This window comes from Brevundimonas sp. R86498 (assembly GCF_044598075.1).
Taxonomy (GTDB): domain Bacteria; phylum Pseudomonadota; class Alphaproteobacteria; order Caulobacterales; family Caulobacteraceae; genus Brevundimonas.
The window spans coordinates 439,746-457,975 of sequence record NZ_CP139004.1; the positions used below are offsets into that span (position 1 = coordinate 439,746).

At 68.9% G+C, this 18,230-nt stretch carries 20 protein-coding genes and 1 tRNA gene; 15 read left to right on the top strand and 6 right to left on the bottom strand.

What is annotated here, in order from left to right:
- Window positions 1-202: 202 nt before the first annotated feature.
- Together cobT and SJY26_RS02215 are read left to right on the top strand one after the other, a co-directional pair.
- Window positions 203-2,089, top strand: a complete 1,887-nt coding sequence (gene cobT, locus SJY26_RS02210) for a cobaltochelatase subunit CobT (protein ID WP_396594534.1) — start codon at window positions 203-205, stop codon at window positions 2,087-2,089.
- Window positions 2,086-3,084 (top strand): esterase-like activity of phytase family protein, encoded by a 999-nt coding sequence (locus tag SJY26_RS02215; RefSeq protein WP_396594535.1) that lies wholly within the window; start codon window positions 2,086-2,088, stop codon window positions 3,082-3,084. The genes cobT and SJY26_RS02215 overlap by 4 nt, the downstream gene beginning before the upstream one ends.
- Window positions 3,085-3,167: 83 nt before the next feature.
- On the opposite strand, the gene SJY26_RS02220 is transcribed toward SJY26_RS02215, so the two are convergent.
- From SJY26_RS02220 to SJY26_RS02230, 3 genes are read right to left on the bottom strand one after another with little or no spacing between them, the layout of a single operon-like run.
- Window positions 3,168-3,746, bottom strand: coding sequence for a demethoxyubiquinone hydroxylase family protein (locus tag SJY26_RS02220; protein ID WP_396594536.1), 579 nt, complete (start codon window positions 3,744-3,746; stop codon window positions 3,168-3,170).
- A complete protein-coding gene (locus SJY26_RS02225; protein WP_396594537.1) occupies window positions 3,730-4,263 on the bottom strand; it encodes a disulfide bond formation protein B in 534 nt (177 codons plus the stop codon). Before SJY26_RS02225 ends, SJY26_RS02220 begins: the two co-directional genes overlap by 17 nt.
- Window positions 4,264-4,304: 41 nt before the next feature.
- Window positions 4,305-4,946: an exopolysaccharide biosynthesis protein gene (locus SJY26_RS02230; protein ID WP_396594538.1), complete on the bottom strand. Its 642-nt coding sequence runs from the start codon at window positions 4,944-4,946 to the stop codon at window positions 4,305-4,307.
- A 162-nt stretch (window positions 4,947-5,108) separates the two neighbouring features.
- Here SJY26_RS02230 and hppD point away from each other — a divergent pair, with 162 nt between their 5' ends.
- From hppD to SJY26_RS02275, 9 genes are all read left to right on the top strand, one after another.
- Window positions 5,109-6,218: a 4-hydroxyphenylpyruvate dioxygenase gene (hppD, locus tag SJY26_RS02235; protein ID WP_396594539.1), complete on the top strand. Its 1,110-nt coding sequence runs from the start codon at window positions 5,109-5,111 to the stop codon at window positions 6,216-6,218.
- Between the two features lie 64 nt (window positions 6,219-6,282).
- Complete coding sequence (locus SJY26_RS02240) at window positions 6,283-6,405, top strand: hypothetical protein (RefSeq protein ID WP_396594540.1); 123 nt, start codon at window positions 6,283-6,285, stop codon at window positions 6,403-6,405.
- A gap of 272 nt (window positions 6,406-6,677) precedes the next feature.
- Complete coding sequence (locus tag SJY26_RS02245) at window positions 6,678-7,748, top strand: isoaspartyl peptidase/L-asparaginase family protein (RefSeq protein ID WP_396594541.1); 1,071 nt, start codon at window positions 6,678-6,680, stop codon at window positions 7,746-7,748.
- Window positions 7,745-8,224, top strand: coding sequence for a methyltransferase family protein (locus SJY26_RS02250; protein WP_396594542.1), 480 nt, complete (start codon window positions 7,745-7,747; stop codon window positions 8,222-8,224). The genes SJY26_RS02245 and SJY26_RS02250 overlap by 4 nt, the downstream gene beginning before the upstream one ends.
- The gene (locus SJY26_RS02255; RefSeq protein WP_396594543.1) at window positions 8,215-8,481 is read left to right on the top strand and encodes a hypothetical protein; all 267 of its coding nucleotides are present in this window, start codon (window positions 8,215-8,217) and stop codon (window positions 8,479-8,481) included. Before SJY26_RS02250 ends, SJY26_RS02255 begins: the two co-directional genes overlap by 10 nt.
- A 103-nt stretch (window positions 8,482-8,584) precedes the next feature.
- Window positions 8,585-9,343 carry a hypothetical protein gene (locus tag SJY26_RS02260; RefSeq protein WP_396594544.1) on the top strand — a complete coding sequence of 253 codons (759 nt, stop codon included), beginning with the start codon at window positions 8,585-8,587 and terminating at the stop codon, window positions 9,341-9,343.
- Between the two features lie 43 nt (window positions 9,344-9,386).
- A complete protein-coding gene (locus tag SJY26_RS02265) occupies window positions 9,387-10,394 on the top strand; it encodes a fumarylacetoacetate hydrolase family protein (RefSeq protein WP_396594545.1) in 1,008 nt (335 codons plus the stop codon).
- Between the two features lie 67 nt (window positions 10,395-10,461).
- Complete coding sequence (locus SJY26_RS02270; protein WP_396594546.1) at window positions 10,462-11,004, top strand: CcdC protein domain-containing protein; 543 nt, start codon at window positions 10,462-10,464, stop codon at window positions 11,002-11,004.
- A gap of 25 nt (window positions 11,005-11,029) precedes the next feature.
- Entirely contained in the window at window positions 11,030-11,815 is a 786-nt protein-coding gene (locus SJY26_RS02275; RefSeq protein WP_396594547.1) for a hypothetical protein, read from the top strand.
- Here SJY26_RS02275 and SJY26_RS02280 read toward each other — a convergent pair.
- Together SJY26_RS02280 and SJY26_RS02285 are read right to left on the bottom strand one after the other, a co-directional pair.
- Window positions 11,812-12,855 (bottom strand): LLM class flavin-dependent oxidoreductase, encoded by a 1,044-nt coding sequence (locus tag SJY26_RS02280; RefSeq protein WP_396594548.1) that lies wholly within the window; start codon window positions 12,853-12,855, stop codon window positions 11,812-11,814. The two genes, SJY26_RS02275 and SJY26_RS02280, sit on opposite strands and share 4 nt — an antisense overlap.
- Complete coding sequence (locus SJY26_RS02285; protein ID WP_396594549.1) at window positions 12,852-13,805, bottom strand: RimK family alpha-L-glutamate ligase; 954 nt, start codon at window positions 13,803-13,805, stop codon at window positions 12,852-12,854. Before SJY26_RS02285 ends, SJY26_RS02280 begins: the two co-directional genes overlap by 4 nt.
- Before the next feature lie 101 nt (window positions 13,806-13,906).
- Here SJY26_RS02285 and SJY26_RS02290 point away from each other — a divergent pair.
- The 4 genes from SJY26_RS02290 (at window position 13,907) to SJY26_RS02305 (ending at window position 17,751) form a co-directional block, all read left to right on the top strand.
- Window positions 13,907-13,991: transfer RNA gene (locus SJY26_RS02290), tRNA-Leu, on the top strand.
- A 70-nt stretch (window positions 13,992-14,061) separates the two neighbouring features.
- Complete coding sequence (locus SJY26_RS02295; protein ID WP_396594550.1) at window positions 14,062-14,367, top strand: hypothetical protein; 306 nt, start codon at window positions 14,062-14,064, stop codon at window positions 14,365-14,367.
- Window positions 14,368-14,446: 79 nt separating this feature from the next.
- Window positions 14,447-15,700, top strand: a complete 1,254-nt coding sequence (locus tag SJY26_RS02300) for a multidrug effflux MFS transporter (protein ID WP_396594551.1) — start codon at window positions 14,447-14,449, stop codon at window positions 15,698-15,700.
- A 77-nt stretch (window positions 15,701-15,777) separates the two neighbouring features.
- Complete coding sequence (locus SJY26_RS02305; protein ID WP_396594552.1) at window positions 15,778-17,751, top strand: M1 family metallopeptidase; 1,974 nt, start codon at window positions 15,778-15,780, stop codon at window positions 17,749-17,751.
- Here SJY26_RS02305 and SJY26_RS02310 read toward each other — a convergent pair.
- On the bottom strand, window positions 17,748-18,179 hold the full coding sequence (locus tag SJY26_RS02310; protein WP_396594553.1) for a DUF488 family protein: 432 nt from the start codon (window positions 18,177-18,179) through the stop codon (window positions 17,748-17,750). The genes SJY26_RS02305 and SJY26_RS02310 overlap by 4 nt on opposite strands.
- Between the last annotated feature and the right edge of the window lie 51 nt (window positions 18,180-18,230).

Consider the following 18,230-nt stretch of genomic DNA (forward strand, 5'->3'; position numbering starts at 1 on the left):
GGTCCGGCGTCGAGCGCAGCGAGACCAGGACCGATGGGGGGAGTCTTGTCTTGCTCGCCTCATCATGGACAGGAAGATTCCCCCATCCGTCCTGTTCGGCCTGCGGCCGAAGACGGACGGCTTTCCCCCGCAAGCGGGGGAAGGGCTATAGGCGGCGTGGTCACCTCTGGCCTCCCCGCCCCCAACCGCCTAACTACGCTCCATGCCCCCCGCCGACACCCCCGCCGAGGTCTTCAAGCGCGCGCTCGCCCATGCGGCCCGCGCGCTCGCGGAACAGTCGGAGCTGGAGGTCGTCTTCGGCACGGACGGCCCCCGCCTCAGCGGCAACGTCCTCACCCTGCCCCATCCGCCGCGCACCCCCTCCGACGGCGACAGCGCCACCCTGAGGGGGCAGGCCGACCGGCTGGCGCTGCGCCTGGCCAATCACGACGCCGCCGTCCACGCCACCCTGCGCCCCCTCGACAGCAAGGCCGCCGAGGTGTTCGAGGCCGTCGAACAGGCCCGGGTCGAGGCCCATGGCTCCGCCGCGCTGGCGGGCGTCCGCGCCAATATGAACGCCGCCCTCCTGACCCGGCTGGAGAAGTCGGGGGCCCTGCGCGCCACCGACGCGGCCCGGGTGCCGGTGGCCGAGGCCGTGGCCCTGCTGCTGCGCGAGCGGGTGACCGGCCAGCGCAGCCCGGACGGGGCCGGCACCATGCTGGATCTGGTCCGCGACGATCTCGAGGCAAAGGCCCGCGACGCCCTGGACCGTCTGGCGGACGCAGCCGGTGACCAGCGGGCCTTCGGCGCGGCGATGAAGGATGTCCTGCGGGCGCTGGATCTGGATCCCGGCGACGGGCGCGGCGACGAGGCCAATGACGACCCCGGCGAGGACGAACCCCCGCCCCAGGAACCCGAGGCCTCCGACGATCAGCAGGACGAGGAGGACGAGGGCGGCGGCGAGGGCGGCCAGTCGATGGACGGCGCCTCCGAGGACCCCACCTCCGAACAGGACCGCGACGGCCGCCCCGACGGCTCGCCCGCCGAGCGCGACGGCGACGCCGCCGACGACGGCCCCGATGTAGCCGAGGGGGCCCTGCCCAACCGCCAGGACAATGTCGACGACGGCCGAGCCATCGACGCCTACCGCGTCTTCACCACCGCCTATGACGAGGTCATCGACGCCGCCGACCTGTGCGACCCGATGGAGCTGGACCGGCTGCGGTCGCTGCTGGACCAGCAGCTGACCATCCTGTCCAGCGTCGTGGCCCGGCTGGCCAACAAGCTGCAGCGCCGGCTGATGGCGCAGCAGAACCGGTCCTGGGCCTTCGACCTCGAGGAGGGGGTCCTCGACACCGCCCGCCTGACCCGGATCATCACCGACCCCACCAGCCCCCTCAGCTTCAAGGCCGAGAGCGAAAGCCCCTTCCGCGACACCGTCGTGACCCTGCTGCTGGACAACTCCGGCTCCATGCGCGGCCGGCCGATCATGGTGGCGGCGGTCTGCGCCGACATCCTGGCCCGGACCCTGGAACGCTGCGGCGTCAAGGTCGAGATCCTGGGCTTCACCACCCGCGCCTGGAAGGGCGGCCAGGCGCGCGAGGCCTGGATCACCGCCGGCAAGCCGGCCATGCCCGGCCGTCTGAACGACCTGCGCCACATCATCTACAAAGCCGCCGACTCGCCGTGGCGGCGGGCCAAGAAGAACCTCGGCCTGATGATGCGCGAGGGGTTGCTGAAAGAGAACATCGACGGCGAGGCCCTGACCTGGGCCCACGACCGGCTGCTGGCCCGGCCCGAGGCGCGGCAGATCCTGATGGTCATCTCCGACGGCTCGCCCGTCGACGATTCCACCCAGTCGGCCAATGCCGCCCTGTATCTGGACAAACACCTGCGCGCCGTGATCGAGCGGATCGAGACCCAGAGCCCGGTCGAGCTGATCGCCATCGGCATCGGCCACGACGTGACCCGCTGGTACCGCCGCGCCGTCACCATCGTCGACGTCGAACAGCTGGGCGGCGTCATGATCGAGAAACTGGCCGAACTGTTCGAGGCCGCTCCAAAAGACGCCGGCAAACGGCCCGGTCGACGGCTGAAGCGGGCGGCATGATGCGGGCGGCGGTCCGCCTTCTGGGGGCCCTGACCCTGATGGGGGCCGCAGCCTGCGCGGCCGTCGTCACCTCCGCACCGCAGCCCGTCGCCGGGCCGGACCGGGCGATCCGGATCGAGGCCCGGGCCGTCCCCCTCGGCATCGGTGGTGCCGATCTCGCCCCCGGCGTCCGCTATGCCGGCGGCCTGGTCCTGCGCGGGCCGGCCCTGCACGGCCTCTCGGATCTCAAGATCGCCCCCGACGCCGCCGGCGATCTCCGGGCCTGGGTCGTCAGTGACTTCGGCACCCTGATCCGCTTCACCCTCCGGCTGGACCGCACCGGCCGTCTGGTGTCCGCCGACAGCGGCATCAGCCGCGCCCTGACCGGCCCGGACGGCGCGATCCTCACGCCCAAGGAAAACGCCGACGCCGAGGGGCTGGCCCTGCTCCCCGACGGGCGGGTGCTGGTCGCCTTCGAGCACGATCACCGCATCTGGTCCTATGGCGTCGAGGGCGGCAGCCGTCCCGTCGCCGTCGCCACCCCGAGGGTCGCCCTGCCCGAAAATGAGGGGCTCGAAGGCCTGGCCCCGGCCGGCGACGGTGGCTGGCTGACCCTGGCCGAAGGCGGCGGGGCGTGGCTGTGCGCGGCCGATTGCGCGCCACTCGGTCCCTCGCCCCTGATCCCGGCCGACGGCTATCGTTTCACCGGGGCCGATCGCGACCCCACCGGGGACGGCTGGTTCGTGGTCGAGCGCTTCTACCGCCCGCCGCTGGACATGCGCGTCCGGGTGCGCCGGCTGTCGCCCGAGGGCGTCCTGTCCGCCCCCCTGATCCAGCTGCGCCCCCCGGCATCGGTCGACAATTTCGAGGGCATCGCTGCGGTGGCCACCCCGACCGGCACGCGCCTTTATCTGCTCAGTGACGACAACGCCAACCCGCTGCAGAAGACGCTGTTGCTGGCCTTCGACATTCCTCCCCCGTCGGGGGAGGTGGCGCGGCGCGGCTTCGCGCCGTGACGGAGGGGGCTCACGGCGAATTCGATGTGTGAGGTTGGCCCCCTCCACCGCTTCGCGGTCCCCCTCCCCCGATGGGGGAGGATTCACACCCGCTCGCTGACCTTGATCGCCACCCGGCAGCCCGCCTTGATCACCGCGCTCAGCAGCCGGTAGCCGGGTGCATCGCGGCTGCCGTGCTCGATGGCATGGTCGTGGTGTTCCAGCTCCTCGTCGCGGAATTTCGACAGCTCCGCCGCCAGTTCCGGCTCCCGGTCCTTCAGCTCCGCGATCTGTTCGGCATAGTGCTGCTCGATCACGGTCTCGACCGCCTCGGTACAGGCATGGGCCGCCTTCTCGCCCATCAGGGCCGTGACAACGCCCAGCCCGGTCGCCGCCATCGCCCAGGCCGGCATCAGCAGGGTGGGGCGCACCCGGTGTTCGTTCAGCAGGGCGTCGAAGCGGGCCTTGTGAACCTCCTCGCCGGCCTGCATCCCGGCCAGGTCGGCAGCCATGGCCTCCTTGCCGCGCACGCCCTCGAACACCGCCCGCTGGGCCTGATAGATGCGCACCGCGCCGAACTCGCCGGCGTGATCGACCCGCAGGATCTCGGCCAGTCGCGTCCGCGTGGCGCCACGCCCGGGACGGGGCAGGGGAATATGGGGCGTCTCAGTTGCGGGGGGCACGGGCGTCCTTGGGTCGCTTTGCGGCAATCAGGCTGAACACGGCCAACGAGGCCGAGATCAAGGTGTTCCATGCTGCCATGGACAGGCCGAGGAAGCGCCACGTCACCGCGTCGCACATGACCACCCGCTGCGGCGGGCCCACGCCCAGGGCCAGGGAGGTTAGGGCTTCCAGATCGGCCATATCGCCGCCCCCGGCGCACAGGGCCGGCAGGGCCCACCACTTCAGCTCGCCCCCGGCGTGAAAGCCTGCCGTGACGGCACCGGTGGCGAACACCACGAACAACAGGAAGGCGGCGATCCGGGGTGTGCCCCTGCGGGCCTGGCTGACCACGGTCCAGACCGTTGCGACCAGGCTGATCGCCACAGCGCCCCAGAACACCTCGCGCTGCCGCAGGCACAGATTGCAGGGAGCCAGGCCGGCGAAGCGCTCGAAGGCGTGGGCAGCGCCGAGCAGCGCCAGCGAGATCGCCAGGGCGAAGGCAGTCCACCATCGGGTCAGCAGACGATAAGCGCTCATCCGTCCAGTCTTAACCGGGGCTGTGGCGACACGCCATCCCGTTACCCGGTGAAGCGCGCCATCAGGCCCACGGCCCAGCCGGCCCCGACGATGAAGCCGATCCCGACCACCAGCAGCGCCGTGAACCAGCCGGTCGCCACCGCCGCCCCGGCGGCCACGAACACGCCGTCCCGCTGGATCAGCCCGACCGACAGCAGGGCCAGGGCCACCGACGGGACCGTATTGGTCATGGGCAGGACGATCGTCAGGGTCGCCAGGATCATGAAGGCGGCGGCCGCCTGTTCCGCGATCCCTTGCGTGAACAGCGTCAGCCGGGGCCGCGACAGCCGCTCGAACCAGCCCATCCGCTTGACGGCGAAGTCCGCCATCCGGTCCAGCATCGCCTTGGACACCCGCCGCTTCAGCGCCGCCTCCGGCAGCCAGGGCTCCTCGCGCCCCACCAGCATCTGGCCGGCCAGCAGAAGGATGGGAATGCCCACGATCTGCGGCACGCCATACAGGGCCGGCACCAGACAGGGGATGGCCAGGATCAGGATCATCAGGCCGAAGGCCCGCTCGTCCAGGCGGTCCCGGATTTCACGCAGGGTCAGGCCGTCGGGTCCGGACGCCTCGGCCAGTCCGGCGACCAGCCCGATAAAGCCCTGGCGCGGATCGTCGGTGTGGTGATTGGAGGTGTCGGTCATGGTCCAGCCCCTAGCCAAATCCGCTGGCGGAGGCGAGCGCCCGGTTCACGCCTGCGCGACCGCGGGTTGGCTTGTGGCGGCGAGGCCACTAGGTTCCGCGCCAATCGACCGGCCCCCGACATTCGGCAAGGGCCGGTCCCGCCAAAGTTTCAGGAGACGCTCATGGACGACCTGACCGCCCCGACCCGGGCCGCCGCGCCCGCCGCCCCCGCCAATCCCCTGGGGGTCGATGGTTTCGAATTCGTCGAGTTCACCGGGCCCGACCCGGCGGCCATGGTCGCCCGTCTGGAGTTGATGGGCTTCACCCGGACCCACATCAATCCGGCCAATGATGTCGTCCGGCTGAAGCAGGGTGACATCACCATGCTGGTCCACCGCTCGCCCGCCGGCCAGGCCGCCGAATTCTCGACAGAGCACGGCCCCTCGGCCAACGGCATGGCCTTCCGGGTCACCGACGCGAAGGCGGCCTTCGACAGCGCTGTGTCGCGCGGCGCGAAGCCGGCCGAAGCCCACGACGGCGGCGCGCTCGGTGGTGGTTATCCCTACGTGCTGCAGGGCATCGGCGGCTCGCTGCTTTACATCATCGACCAGTACGGCGAGGCCGGCTCCCTCTACGACACCTGGGACGAGATCGAGGGCTGGGAGGAGGCCGAGCGCAGGAACAGCGTGGGCCTTTTCAGCCTGGACCACCTGACGCACAACGTCCGGCGCGGCCAGATGCGGACATGGTCCGGCTTCTATGGCGATGTCTTCGCCTTCGAGGAGCAGAAATACTTCAACATCAAGGGCAAGGCGACCGGACTGCTGTCCCAGGCCATGATCGCGCCCGACCGCGCCATCCGCATCCCCCTGAACGAGAGCCAGGACGACAGCTCCCAGATCGAGGAGTTCCTGCGCCGCTACAACGGCGAGGGCATCCAGCACATCGCCCTGGCCACCGACAACATCTTCGAAACGGTCGAGGAGATGAAGCGTCGCGGCATCCCCTTCCAGGATACGATCGAGACCTATTTCGACCTCATCGACAAACGCCTGCCCAACCACGGCGAGGACGTGGCCCGCATGCGTCTGAACCGCATCCTGATCGACGGGTCGGACGAGGACGGCCTGCTGCTGCAGATCTTCACACAGGACACCTTCGGCCCGATCTTCTTCGAGATCATCCAGCGCAAGGGCAATCAGGCGTTCGGCGAGGGCAATTTCCAGGCCCTGTTCGATTCCATCGAGCTGGACCAGATCCGGCGCGGCGTAATCAAGGTCGACGCCCATTAAGGTCGCACCGCCGCACTGGCTGCCCTTCCTCGGCCCGCTCGCGGCGGCGATCGTGGGCGGGCTGGTGGGCCAGTTCGGACTGGGCGGCGGCTTCTGGACCGTGCTGATCGCGGCGCTGGTCGGCGGCTTCGTGCCGATCATTGGCTATCGCATCTGGAAGCGCGCGCACCACAGGCGGGAACCCTGACCCGCCCGTGGCGTGCGACCGATTCTGACGTAGCGGCCGGCTAAAGTCCTCAACGGACCGATCGGCGACCGGGACAAGCGGACTCAACGGACTCAACGGACTCTGTTTTTTGCGTCCTGGCCACGGCGCGTGGCCCGGACCGGGGGCACCGGGGCGGGCAAGCGGACTCAGCGGACTCAGTGGACTCTGTTTTTTTGCATCAGGCCAGGGAACTGGACCCTTCACCCCGCCCCGGTGCACCATGGGGGCCGCAACCGACCGGAACCCTGCTCATGATCCTGCGCGCCCTCATCGCCACCGCCGCCATGGCCGCCCTCGCGCTACCGGCTGCGGCCCAGGACGCGCCGCGCTGGAGCTTCGCGATCCACGGCGGGGCCGGGGTGATCGAGCGTGCCAGCCTGTCGCCGGAACAGGACATGGCCTACCGCGCGGCCCTGACGCGGGCCCTTGAGGCCGGCAAGGCGGTGCTGGAGCGCGGCGGGTCGGCCCTCGACGCGATCCAGTCAGCGATCCAGCTGATGGAGGACGATCCCCTGTTCAATGCGGGTCGTGGCGCGGTCTTCACGGCTGCTGGCCGCAATGAGCTCGACGCCGCCGTCATGAACGGTCGCGACCGGACGGCCGGGGCCGTCGCCGGCCTGACCACTACCCGCCACCCGATCGCCGCCGCCCGCGCCGTCATGGAGCAGTCGCCCCACGTCATGCTGATCGGCGAGGGGGCCGACACCTTCGCCGCCTCGGTCGGACTGGAGCAGGTCGATCCGTCCTACTTCTTCACCCGGCGCCGCTGGGACCAGATGATCCGGAATCTGACCGAACAGGGCATAGCCTTGCCGCCCCTCCCTCCCGTCGGCACCCCCGGTTCGCCCATCGGCGGCGTGGCCTTGGCCGAACCCGCCCCGCCCCTGAACGAGCGCAAGTTCGGCACCGTGGGTGCCGTCGCCCTCGACCAGTCCGGCACCCTCGCGGCCGGGACCTCGACCGGCGGCATGACCGCGAAACGCTGGGGTCGGGTCGGCGACGTGCCGGTGATCGGCGCGGGCACCTATGCCTCGAACGCCGACGGCTGTGCGGTGTCGGCGACCGGCGACGGCGAGTTCTACATCCGGGCCTCGGTCGCCCGCGACATCTGCATGCGGATCGCGACGGGCACGACCGGGCAGGCCGCAGCCCAGGCCGAGGTCGACGACGCCCTTGCGCTGGGCGGAACCGGCGGGGTGATCGTCATGGATGCGCAGGGTCGCCCGGCCTTCGCCATGACCACCTCCGGCATGTACCGCGGGGCCGTCTCGGCGGGCGTCCCGGCCACCGTCGCCATCTATGCCGATGAGCCCCGACCGTGAGCCAGAGCCCGCAGCGTGACCATCCGGGCGTGATCGCCCCGCCACCGCTGATCTTTCTCGGCTTCCTGCTTCTGGGCTGGGGGTTGGGCGAGTTCATCGGTGCCCCTGGCCTCGGCCTTGCGGATACCCTCCGCCGCGGGCTGGCGGTGGCCGGTCTTCTGATCGGGCTGGGGATCGAGGGTTGGGCGGCCGGCCTGTTCCGCAGGGCCCGCACGGCGGTCCAGCCGTGGAAGCCCTCGACCGCCCTGGTCACGACCGGCGTCTATGGCGTCACGCGCAACCCGATCTATCTGGGCTTCGCCATCACCTATCTGGCCCTGGCCACCGGACTGGATAGCCTGGTGGCGCTCACCCTCCTGATCCCCTGCCTCGTCGTCGTGGACCGGTTCGTCATCCGGCGCGAGGAACGCTATCTCCAGGCGCGGTTCGGGGCCGACTATGACCGCTATCGCAAGAAGGTGCGCCGATGGCTGTGAGCCCGTCCGACGAACTGACCGCCATGGCCGAGGAGGAGCTGAACGCCGCCTGCGCCCTGACATGGCCGGAGCTGAAACGCATCACGCCCTGGGGCGACAGTTTCGAGGGCTTCGCCCCCTCGGGCCGCACCGTCGAGGTTGCCCGCCGCTATCTGTGGGCCCATGACCCGGCCGGCGCGATCGTGGTGGAGGTCGAGGTCCGCGACGCCGCCGCCCGCGAGGGGGCCGAGGCCCGCGCCCTCCTGCACGCCCCCTGACCGGAGCCACCCACAACCTTCACAGACCGGCGTTAACCTTTTCCATTGCCAAGCGTGGCGGTCCCGCCATGATCGGCCGCGCAAGCCGCAGAGGGGTCTTCCGATGTATCCGCAGGACTTTCCGGTCGAACGGTTCACCCCGGTCATCGATCTGCCCATGATCCTCGCAGGCCTTGTCCTGCTCGGCCTCGCCGTTGCGGCCGGCCACGCCTTCGCCCGGCTGGGGGAGCGCGACCGCAAGCCGTCGCCACGCGTGGTGGCCGCCTCGATCCACGCCGCCATCCAGCGCAAGCTGATTGCGGCGCTCGCGGCCCACGGCGGGGCCACCTCCAATGCCGCCCAGGCCCTCGTTGACGAGGTCGAAATCCGGCTCGGCGATGTGGCGCGGGTGACCGGTGACCTCGGCAAGGCCACCGCGGCGCTCAAGGACGCCCTGGCCGGCAAGCGCAAGACGCCACCCACTCCGCCCGCGCCGCCGACACCTCCGGCCCCGTCCCCTCACGCCATCATCGTCCCCATCCCGGGTCAGGGCGGGGGTTCCGCCGCCAGCGCTGCAGCCGGGGGAAGCGCGGCCGCCGTTGCCGAGGTCAGCACGGCGGAGGGGGGTCTGGTCGGGGCCATTGTGAACCTTGCCCCCCCGCCCGCGACGCCGCCTCCCCCGCCGGGCCCGCTCTCTGCGGCCGAACAGACGGCCGCCGTCCGCGCGGCGGTCGAGGCCTTCGCGGTGCATTGGGGGACCGCCACCTCGGATCCGGCCTCCAGCGCCCGTATCGACGAGCTGGAGGCCGCGGCCGTCCAGCTGACCACGCTGGTGCCTGCCCCCAAACCCACGCACCACACTGCCGCCGGACCCGCTCACTGATGCGATGTCTGGCCTCCCTCGCCCCGGCGTGTAAGGTCACGACATGAAACTCGCCTCGCTCAAGCACGGCCGTGACGGCCGCCTCGTCGTCGTCTCCTCCGACCTGCACTGGTTCACCGACGCCTTCCTGATCGCTCCCACCCTGCAGGCGGCGCTGGACGACTGGGACCGCTGTGAGCCCCTTCTGCGGGCGCTCGCCGAAAGCCTCGACCACGAGGCCGTGCCACGCGGCCGCTTCCATGAGCGAGAGGCCGCCGCCCCCCTGCCCCGCGCCTACCAATGGGCCGATGGTTCTGCCTATGTGAACCACGTCGAACTGGTCCGGAAGGCCCGGGGTGCCGAGATGCCCGCCAGCTTCTGGACCGATCCCCTGATGTACCAGGGAGGGTCCGACCAGTTCATGGGGGCCCGCGACCCCATCCCGCTGGCCGACGAAAGCTGGGGCTGCGACCTCGAGGCCGAGGTGGTGGTTGTCACTGGCGACGTGCCCCAGGGCGTGACCCCGGAGCAGGCGCGGGATCACATCCGTCTCGTTGGCCTCGTCAATGACGTCTCGCTGCGGAACCTGATCCCCGGCGAACTGGCCAAGGGCTTCGGCTTCGTCCAGTCCAAGCCGGCCAGCGCCCTGTCGCCTGTCTTCGCCACCCCCTCCGCCCTGGGCGATCGCTGGCAGGACGGCAAGCTGCACGGTCCGCTCTCGGTCCAGCTGAACGGCCAGGACTTCGGCCGCGCCGACGCCGGCGTCGACATGACCTTCGACTTCGGTGTCCTGATCGCCCATCTCGCGAAGACCCGCTCACTTGGCGCAGGCTCCATCATCGGCTCGGGCACGGTCTCCAACCGCGACGCCGACGGCGGCCCCGGCAAACCGGTCAGCGCGGGCGGGCTGGGCTATTCCTGCATCGCCGAAGTCCGCACCGTCGAGACCCTGACCGGCGGCGCGCCCGTCACACCCTTCCTGAAGCACGGCGATACCGTCCGGATCGAGATGCTGGACGACCGGCACCACTCGATCTTCGGGGCCATCGAACAGGTCGTCGAGCCGCTGTGACCCTTTCCTGCCGCACCGGGGTGCGCTTATCCGAACCGGGCAGTGAGGGGCTGTCGGGGACCCTGCCGTGACGCCTGCACAGTACGCACCGCTGATCGCCATCCTGATCGCGCTGCCGATCATCCTGCTGAGGAACCGCGCGCCCCGGACCCTGCGTCCTGGCCGGATGTGGGTGATGCCCGCCCTCATCGTCCCCCTGATGGGCCTGGCGCTCTGGGGCACCAGCATGGAACCGGGTGCCGATCACACGCCGTTCGACCTCGTCGCCTGGGCCATGCTGGCCTCGGGTCTCATCCTCGGCGGCGCGGCCGGCTGGTGGCGCGGGAAGATGACGACCATCGAACGCCATCCGGACGGGACGCTGAAAGCCCAGGCCTCACCTCTCGGCATCATCCTGATCGTCGTCCTGCTTCTGGGCCGAGGGACCCTGCGCGCGATTCTGGAACCTCACGCGGCGGACTGGCATTTGAACACGCTGGCCATCGCCGATGCCTTTCTGCTGTTCGTGGTTGGCATGATCGTCGTGCAACGGATCGAGATGTTCATCCGCGCACGCCGTCTGCTTTCCGGCGGCACCGACAGCCATGTCGAGGCCGCCCCCGTCGCCTGATCCCCGCTCCGGTCGAAAGTCCCGCATGTCTTCGAAAGCCCTCGCCACCCTCGTCGCCCTCGCCTCCGCAGGCGGAGCCCTCGCCCAGGACGTGACAGACGACTGGGAGATCGTCCGCCAGCCGGAACAGAAGACCGTCTTCGCCTTCGTCCCCATGACCACCGGCCTGACGATCGCCTTCCGCTGCGTCGATGGAAACTTCGGCGCGGTGATCGCGGGCCTGCCGGAAGTCCGTCGCCGGGAGAAGACACGAACCCTGCGGATCAGGGTCGGTGACGAGGCGATTTCGGACACGCGCTGGAACGTGACGACCGACCGCTCCGTCGCCATCGCGGACTATCCGGCCCCCCTCGCCCGCGAACTCCGGGCGGGCGGGCCGGTCAGCATCACCATTCCCGGGGGGGCCGACGACGGGCGCAATCTCCGCCATGACCTCGTCCTGCCGGCTTCCAGCGTCGCCATCGATGAAACCCTGGCGGCCTGCAATCGTCCCGTCGTCGACCCGCGCGACGCCCTTCTTCCCGAAATCGAGGAAGGCGGCCTGCCCGCCGGCGTGACATGGGCCCAGCCGCCCCGCCCCCGCTACCCCGCCACGAACTACGCGCAAGGCTATGCGGTGGTCTCCTGCGCGGTTCGGCCCGAGGGCAGCCTCGGTGACTGCGTGGTCGAGTCGGAGTTCCCGTTCGATGCCGGGTTCGGGCGCAACGGGTTACGCAGTGTCGGGGACGCGCGCATCGCCAGCCCGGGCGAAACCCCGGGTCAATACGCGCCCCGCATTATCGCCTTCCGGATCAACTATTTGATGCGTTAGGCCGGGCGCATCACCTGGGCCGAGAACCGCTCCATTTCCTCATCCTGCGGCGACATCTGCAGCAGGAGGAGATCCAGACCCGCGGCCTCGAATTCCTCGATCTGCGCCCGCACCGTTTCCGGCGTCCCGACGAAGCCGGGACGCAGCCCCCGGTTCGAGACACTGTATTCCCGGATCTTGAGTTCGCGCTCCAGCTCCGTGCCTGAAAGCCACTGGTCGAAGTTGGCGAAGCCGGCGGGCGGCGTCCCCTCGGCTAGACCGGGGATGGTCGTGATCCGATCCAGCTCACGCTGCGCCTCCGCATCGGTGTCGCGGACGATGGCGTAACCGGCCATGCCGTATTGCATGGGGGGCAGACCCAGCGCCTCGCGCCGCGTCCGCATGTCCGCCACCTTTGCGGCGATATGCTGCGGTTCGTCACCGTGCATGACATAGGCGTCGCAGTGCCGGGCGATCAAACTCTTGGCCGCCTCGGACTCGCCGCCAGCGTAGATGACCGGACGCGGCCGTTCCGGCGTCGACAGCGGCTTGGGCTCTACGATCGCGTCGTTCAGCGTGTAGTACCGCCCCTCGAAATCCACGCGTTTCTCGGTCCAGAGCCGGTCCAGCACCTGCAGCCATTCGGTCGTCCGTGCATAGCGGTCGTCGTGCTGGTCAAACTGAAGGCCATAGCTCTCGGCCTCCTTCGCCCACCACGAGGACACAACGTTCAAAGCCAGTCGCCCGCCGGAGATCCGGTCGATGTTGGCGGCCTTCTTGGCGAACAGGGCCGGCTGGTGGAAGTTCGGGCGCACCGCCACCATCAGTTCGATCGTCTCGGTCACCGCAGCGAGCGCCGACGCCGTCGACCAGGCGTCGAGAGCCGGGGCCTCAATGCCCTTGATGTCGTTCAGGTTCAGCTCGGCGATCAGGGTCAGGTCGTAGCCCAGGGCCTCCGACCGCTTCACCAGACGCGACGCATTCTCCCAAGACGCCTCACGCTCGTCGGCCACGTTCCTCAGCCAGCCGCCGAACACGGGAGCCCAGTATCCATACCTCATGCGCGCTTCGCCTTCTCTTCCGCCACAATGCCCTTGAGCCAGTCGACGAGGTTGTCGTGCGGGTCGAAGCCCAGCACCTCGACCGGCTTCGCCACAAAGTTCGACAGGCCGTTGATGTCATAGAACAGCACCGAGCCGTCGCGGTCGTCGATCAGATACTCGATGCCACCGACCTCCAATTCTGCCGCCACGGCCAGACGTTCAACGGCCGCGATGATCTCGGCCGGCGGTGTCGCCTTCGTCATGGTCAGGGTCGGAGCCCCGGGCCGGACCAGACAGGCATCGGCCGGGCACAGGTCGAAGGCGTCGCCCGGGCTCTCGATGTCGATGGCGTAGAGATAACGGCCGTTCAGCGTCTCGACCCGGGTGATCTTGCCATCCCGGCGTGGCGCATATTCCTGGACCAGCGAGATGCCATTGACCCCGACGGGACACCATTTCTCGCCCGCCGCCTCGGCCAGCTTTTCGGGAGTCTCGTAGCGCGTGATCCCGGCTCCGGCACCGCCGATGTCGGCCTTGACCAGAACCGGAAAACGAAGTCCCTCGGCCGCCTTGGGGATGTCCGCCTGTCGGTGCGCAACCCGGGTCGCCGGCCCCTTCAGCCCCAGCCGGGCGATCAGGGACATCTGCCGCGCCTTGGAGGTGTCGATGTTCAGGGCGGAGGCGTTGACCACCCGTGTCCCTTGCCCCTGCCAATGCTCGAACAGGCTCTGGGCATGGAAGATCGGATGTTCCGGCTCACGCAGGAAGGACGACATGGCCACCCGGCTGAACACCACGGTCGCCGGGGCCGGCGATCCGGCGGGATCGAAGCTGTGACCAGCCAGCGGCACCCTGACGTAGCTGACCCCGTGCCGGTCCAGCGCCGCGAAAAGCGGCTCGAACCAGTCCGGATGCTCATAGACGATGGCGAGATCGGGGAGGTTGCCGGCAGAAGGAACGTCATTCATATCGGGCAGATGCGTTACACCACGATGGAACGCAAGAGGTCCGTAAAAATTGCCGCCTCACGTAGCGCAATGAGCATTAGCTCATTAAAGACGGAATGCGGGCCCCGGTGGTGGAACTGGTAGACGCGCCGGACTCAAAATCCGGTTCCGAAAGGAGTGCCGGTTCGACCCCGGCCCGGGGCACCAGACGATCGGACGAGCGGAACGGAAATGGCGCTCGGTCATTTTTGGACCACACTGAGTTCCGGTTGTTGCCATGATCACCCTCGCTCTCGCTCTTTTACTGCTGGACCCGTCCGGATTGGAAAAGCCAACGACGCTTCGCGTCATGGCCTCGCCGCCAGCCCCGCCCGTTTCCACCGCTCCCGTCCTTGCAAGCGTCGCCGTTGCGGTCGAATGCGTCGCGAACGCTCAGGGACAGATCGAGACCTGCACCGTTCTGGAGGAAACCCACCCCGGCCTGGGCTTCGGTGCGGCCGCAATTGCCTTGATGCGGACCTCCGGGGCCGAGCCGTCGGGCGAATCGCGCCGGGTTGTGCGGACAATCCAGTTCACACCCTGACCGGTCACGCCGTCTCGCAGTTGCGAAATGTGATCGTCGATCACTTGCGACCGAAGTCGCTGTGCCTCATTTGCCCGCGATGACCGCACCCGCCGCCCCCCCGCCCATCGCCAGACCCGGGCCGGGGTTTCCCGAGTTCGTGTGCATGATCGCCCTGATGATGGCGCTCAATGCGCTGGCGATCGACTCCATGTTGCCGGCGCTCCCGGAGATTGGTGCCGCCCTCGACGTGGTCAGCGACAACAGCCGGCAATGGGTCATCACCGCCTACCTGCTGGGCTTTGGCGGCATGCAGATCGTCTATGGCCCGCTGGCGGATCGTTTCGGTCGCAAGCACATCCTGCTGATCGGCATCGGCATCTATGTCGCGTTCAGCCTGCTGGCGATGCTGGCCCCTTCCTTTGAAACCCTGATCCTTGCCCGGGTTGGACAGGGGCTGGGCTCGGCAGCCACCCGCGTGCTTGCGGTCTCCATTGTCCGCGACCGCTACTCAGGCCGGACCATGGCCCGGGTGATGAGCCTGAGCTTCCTGGTGTTCCTCGGCGTCCCGGTGATCGCCCCCTCGCTCGGTCAGCTGATCCTGCTGATCGCCCCATGGGAGGCAATCTTCGGTGTGCTGGCCTTTGCCGGGGTGGCGCTGATGATATGGGCCGGGCTCCGGCTGCCGGAAACCCTCGCCCCTGCCGACCGTCTCCCCATCCAGGCAGGCCGTATCGCGCGCGCTTTCCGCGAAGCCGTCACCAACCGCATCTCGATCGGCTACACCCTGGCCATGACGGCCATCACAGGTGCCCTCTTCGCCTTCATCAACTCATCCCAGCAGATCTTCTTCGACGTGTTCGAGGCCCCCGGGCTGTTCACCACCGTCTTTGCCGTGATCGCCGGGGGCATCGCCGTCGCTTCGGTCGTGAATGCCCGGCTGGTCGAGCGTCTCGGGTCTCGCCTGATCGGCCACATCGCCCTGCTGGGCTTTATCGGGTTTGCGGCCCTCCATGCGATCGTGACCCTGACCGGCCATGAGACCATCTGGACGTTTGGTATCCTTCAGGGGCTGACCATGTTCTGTTTCGGTTTGCTGGCAGGGAATTTCGGGGCCATGGCGATGGAGCCGATGGGCCATATTGCCGGTACCGCCTCCTCGGCCCAGGGGTTCATCTCCACCATCATCGGCTCACTGACCGGCTTCCTGATCGGGCAACAGTTCGACGGCACCGTCGTGCCCATGACCCTCGGCATCACGGCCTGCGGGATCGCAGCCCTTGGCTTTGTGCTGCTGGCCGAGCGCGGTCGGCTGTTCGTGGCGCGGAATACTGTCCCGGTCACGGCCGGATAGACGTTCATCGCCGTCTGGCCCTTGATCTGGCCACGGTTTCAGGGCTCCCTCCGCGCCAAGTTTCCCGGAGTTGTCTGATGTCCCGCGCCCGTCTCGCCGCCATGGCCTCCACTCTCGCTCTTGTCGCCGCCCTGTCCGGCTGCGGCCTCGGGGAGCCGAAATCCGACATGCCACCCCTGCCCCCCTCCGCGACGGCTCCGGTCACCTACGAGCGCGACATTCACTCCTGGGCCCAGCCGCAGATCGCGCGGGTCAAACACGTCGCCCTGGACCTCGTCGCCGATTTCGCGACCCGCACCCTGTCGGGCACCGCGACCCTGGATGTGACCGGTGAGCCCGGCGCGACGGAGGTCATCCTGGATGTCCGCAATCTGGAGATCCGGTCAGTCGCGGACGAGAACGGCAGGGCGCTCGCCTTTGCTCTCGGTCCCGAAGATCCGATCAAGGGTCAGGCCTTGACCGTAACGGTCCCGGCCTTCGAGGCCGACAAGGTCCAGAAGATCGTGGTGACCTATGCCACCCGGCCGGATGCGGCGGCCCTGCAATGGCTGACCCCGGCCCAGACGGCCGGCGGCCAGCAGCCCTTCCTGTTCAGCCAGGGCCAGGCCATCCTGACGCGGACCTGGATCCCGACCCAGGACAGCCCGGGCATTCGCCAGACCTACAGCGCGACCCTGAGGGTACCCGAGGCCCTGACGGCGGTCATGTCGGCGGAGATGCTGACGCCCGACGGTGAGGACGCCGCGGACGGCCTGCACAGCTATCGCTTCCGCATGACCAATCCGATCCCGCCCTATCTGATCGCCGTGGCGGTAGGGGATCTGGCCTTTGCCTCGGTCGGCGAGGGCGTCGGGGTCTGGACCGAACCGGGCCGGCTTGAGGCGGCCCGCGCCGAGTTTTCCGAGATGCGTCAGCTGGTCGATGCCGCCGAGGCCCTGTACGGCCCCTACGGCTGGGGCCGGTTCGACCTTCTGGTGCTGCCGCCGTCCTTCCCCTTCGGCGGGATGGAAAATCCTCGCCTGACCTTCGCCACCCCGACGGTAATCGCGGGTGACAAGTCCCTCGTTTCCCTGGTCGCCCACGAGTTGGCCCACAGCTGGTCCGGCAATCTGGTGACCAATGCCACATGGGCCGACTTCTGGCTCAACGAGGGCTTCACCACCTATTTCGAGAACCGCATCATGGAGGCGGTCTACGGCCGCGACCGGGCCTTGATGCTGCAGGTTCTGGGCTGGAGCGAACTGCAGGCTGAACTGGCCGCCCTGCCCGCGCTCGACACCCGCCTTCACCTCGATCTGGAAGGCCGCGATCCGGATGAGGGCATGAACTCGATCGCCTACGAGAAGGGAGCCGCCTTCCTGCGGACCATCGAACGGATCGTGGGCCGCGAACGGTTCGACGCCTGGATGAAGGGCTATTTCGAGCGCAATGCCTTCCGGCCAATGAACGCCGCCACCTTCCTCGTCGACATCCGCGCTCACCTGGTCGGCCCCGACAATCCGGCCCTCGAGCGCGAACTGCAGCTGGACACATGGGTCTATCAGCCGGGCCTGCCGTCCAACGCTGTCGCCCCGGTTTCACCGGCCCTCACGGCGGTCGATGCCGCGGCGGAAGCCTTCTTTGCTGACCGAGGCGCGGCCTCGGCCATTCCGTGGGCCAACTGGTCGACCCAGGAGCGGCAGCAGTTCCTCGCCTGGCGGCCCGAGCGCCTCGACGCCGGCCGAGACTGGCTGACGGCTCAACAACTGACTGATCTGGAATCCACCCTGAACCTGCGGGCCGAGGGCAATGCCGAGGTCCTGTATGCCTGGCTGCAGATCGCGGTGGCCCACCGCTACCAGCCGGCGGTCCCGACCCTGGAGCAGTTCCTGACCAGCCAAGGGCGGCGCAAGTTCGTGCTCCCCCTCTTCACCTCGCTCTGGGCCGAGGAGGGCTGGGGCCGGCCGATTGCCACCCGGATCTATGCCCGCGCGCGGCCGGGGTACCACCCGGTGACGACCGGGTCCGTCGATGCCGTGATCGGGGTGCCGGGGGCCGCCACCGGCGGCTAGAGGTTGACGACCTCGAAGCCGTCTTCGGCGACCAGCTGTTCGGCCAGAACGGCCCGATGGCAACCCGCGTGATCGGCTTCGAAACACAGCATGGCCACGCGCCGGTTGCTGGCGCTGGTCCGAAGCTGGGCCAGCTGGAGCTGGGACGCGGGCTCGGCAAGATGGTTTGCGAAGATGGCCCGCATCTCGCGGATATAGCCCTTCTTTGCGGCCTCCCGACCGGCCTTCGGGGTGCCCAACGCGCGCAGGTGCAAATAGTCGATACCCTCGGCCCTCAGGCTTTCGGCAAGGAGGGTCTTTGAGAACCCGGCCCTTCGGGACGCGGCCACGGCGCGGACATCGACCAGCAGTTCGACACCCGCCGTCTTCAGGCGGCCGATGACGTCGGCTTGGGTCGCGCCTTCATATCCGATGGTGAACAGTTTCATGCCGGCCATATGGGGTCGGGCGTCGCACAGGCCAGCGGCACCTTGACGACA

Excerpts from the sequence above, each read along its gene's own strand:
- cobT (WP_396594534.1), top strand. The coding sequence starts at position 203 with ATGCCCCCCGCCGACACCCCCGCCGAGGTCTTCAAGCGCGCGCTCGCC.
- SJY26_RS02215 (WP_396594535.1), top strand. The coding sequence starts at position 2,086 with ATGATGCGGGCGGCGGTCCGCCTTCTGGGGGCCCTGACCCTGATGGGG.
- SJY26_RS02225 (WP_396594537.1), bottom strand. The coding sequence starts at position 4,263 with ATGAGCGCTTATCGTCTGCTGACCCGATGGTGGACTGCCTTCGCCCTG.
- SJY26_RS02230 (WP_396594538.1), bottom strand. The coding sequence starts at position 4,946 with ATGACCGACACCTCCAATCACCACACCGACGATCCGCGCCAGGGCTTT.
- hppD (WP_396594539.1), top strand. The coding sequence starts at position 5,109 with ATGGACGACCTGACCGCCCCGACCCGGGCCGCCGCGCCCGCCGCCCCC.
- SJY26_RS02245 (WP_396594541.1), top strand. The coding sequence starts at position 6,678 with ATGATCCTGCGCGCCCTCATCGCCACCGCCGCCATGGCCGCCCTCGCG.
- SJY26_RS02255 (WP_396594543.1), top strand. The coding sequence starts at position 8,215 with ATGGCTGTGAGCCCGTCCGACGAACTGACCGCCATGGCCGAGGAGGAG.
- SJY26_RS02260 (WP_396594544.1), top strand. The coding sequence starts at position 8,585 with ATGTATCCGCAGGACTTTCCGGTCGAACGGTTCACCCCGGTCATCGAT.
- SJY26_RS02265 (WP_396594545.1), top strand. The coding sequence starts at position 9,387 with ATGAAACTCGCCTCGCTCAAGCACGGCCGTGACGGCCGCCTCGTCGTC.
- SJY26_RS02275 (WP_396594547.1), top strand. The coding sequence starts at position 11,030 with ATGTCTTCGAAAGCCCTCGCCACCCTCGTCGCCCTCGCCTCCGCAGGC.
- SJY26_RS02280 (WP_396594548.1), bottom strand. The coding sequence starts at position 12,855 with ATGAGGTATGGATACTGGGCTCCCGTGTTCGGCGGCTGGCTGAGGAAC.
- SJY26_RS02285 (WP_396594549.1), bottom strand. The coding sequence starts at position 13,805 with ATGAATGACGTTCCTTCTGCCGGCAACCTCCCCGATCTCGCCATCGTC.
- SJY26_RS02295 (WP_396594550.1), top strand. The coding sequence starts at position 14,062 with ATGATCACCCTCGCTCTCGCTCTTTTACTGCTGGACCCGTCCGGATTG.
- SJY26_RS02300 (WP_396594551.1), top strand. The coding sequence starts at position 14,447 with ATGACCGCACCCGCCGCCCCCCCGCCCATCGCCAGACCCGGGCCGGGG.
- SJY26_RS02305 (WP_396594552.1), top strand. The coding sequence starts at position 15,778 with ATGTCCCGCGCCCGTCTCGCCGCCATGGCCTCCACTCTCGCTCTTGTC.
- SJY26_RS02310 (WP_396594553.1), bottom strand. The coding sequence starts at position 18,179 with ATGAAACTGTTCACCATCGGATATGAAGGCGCGACCCAAGCCGACGTC.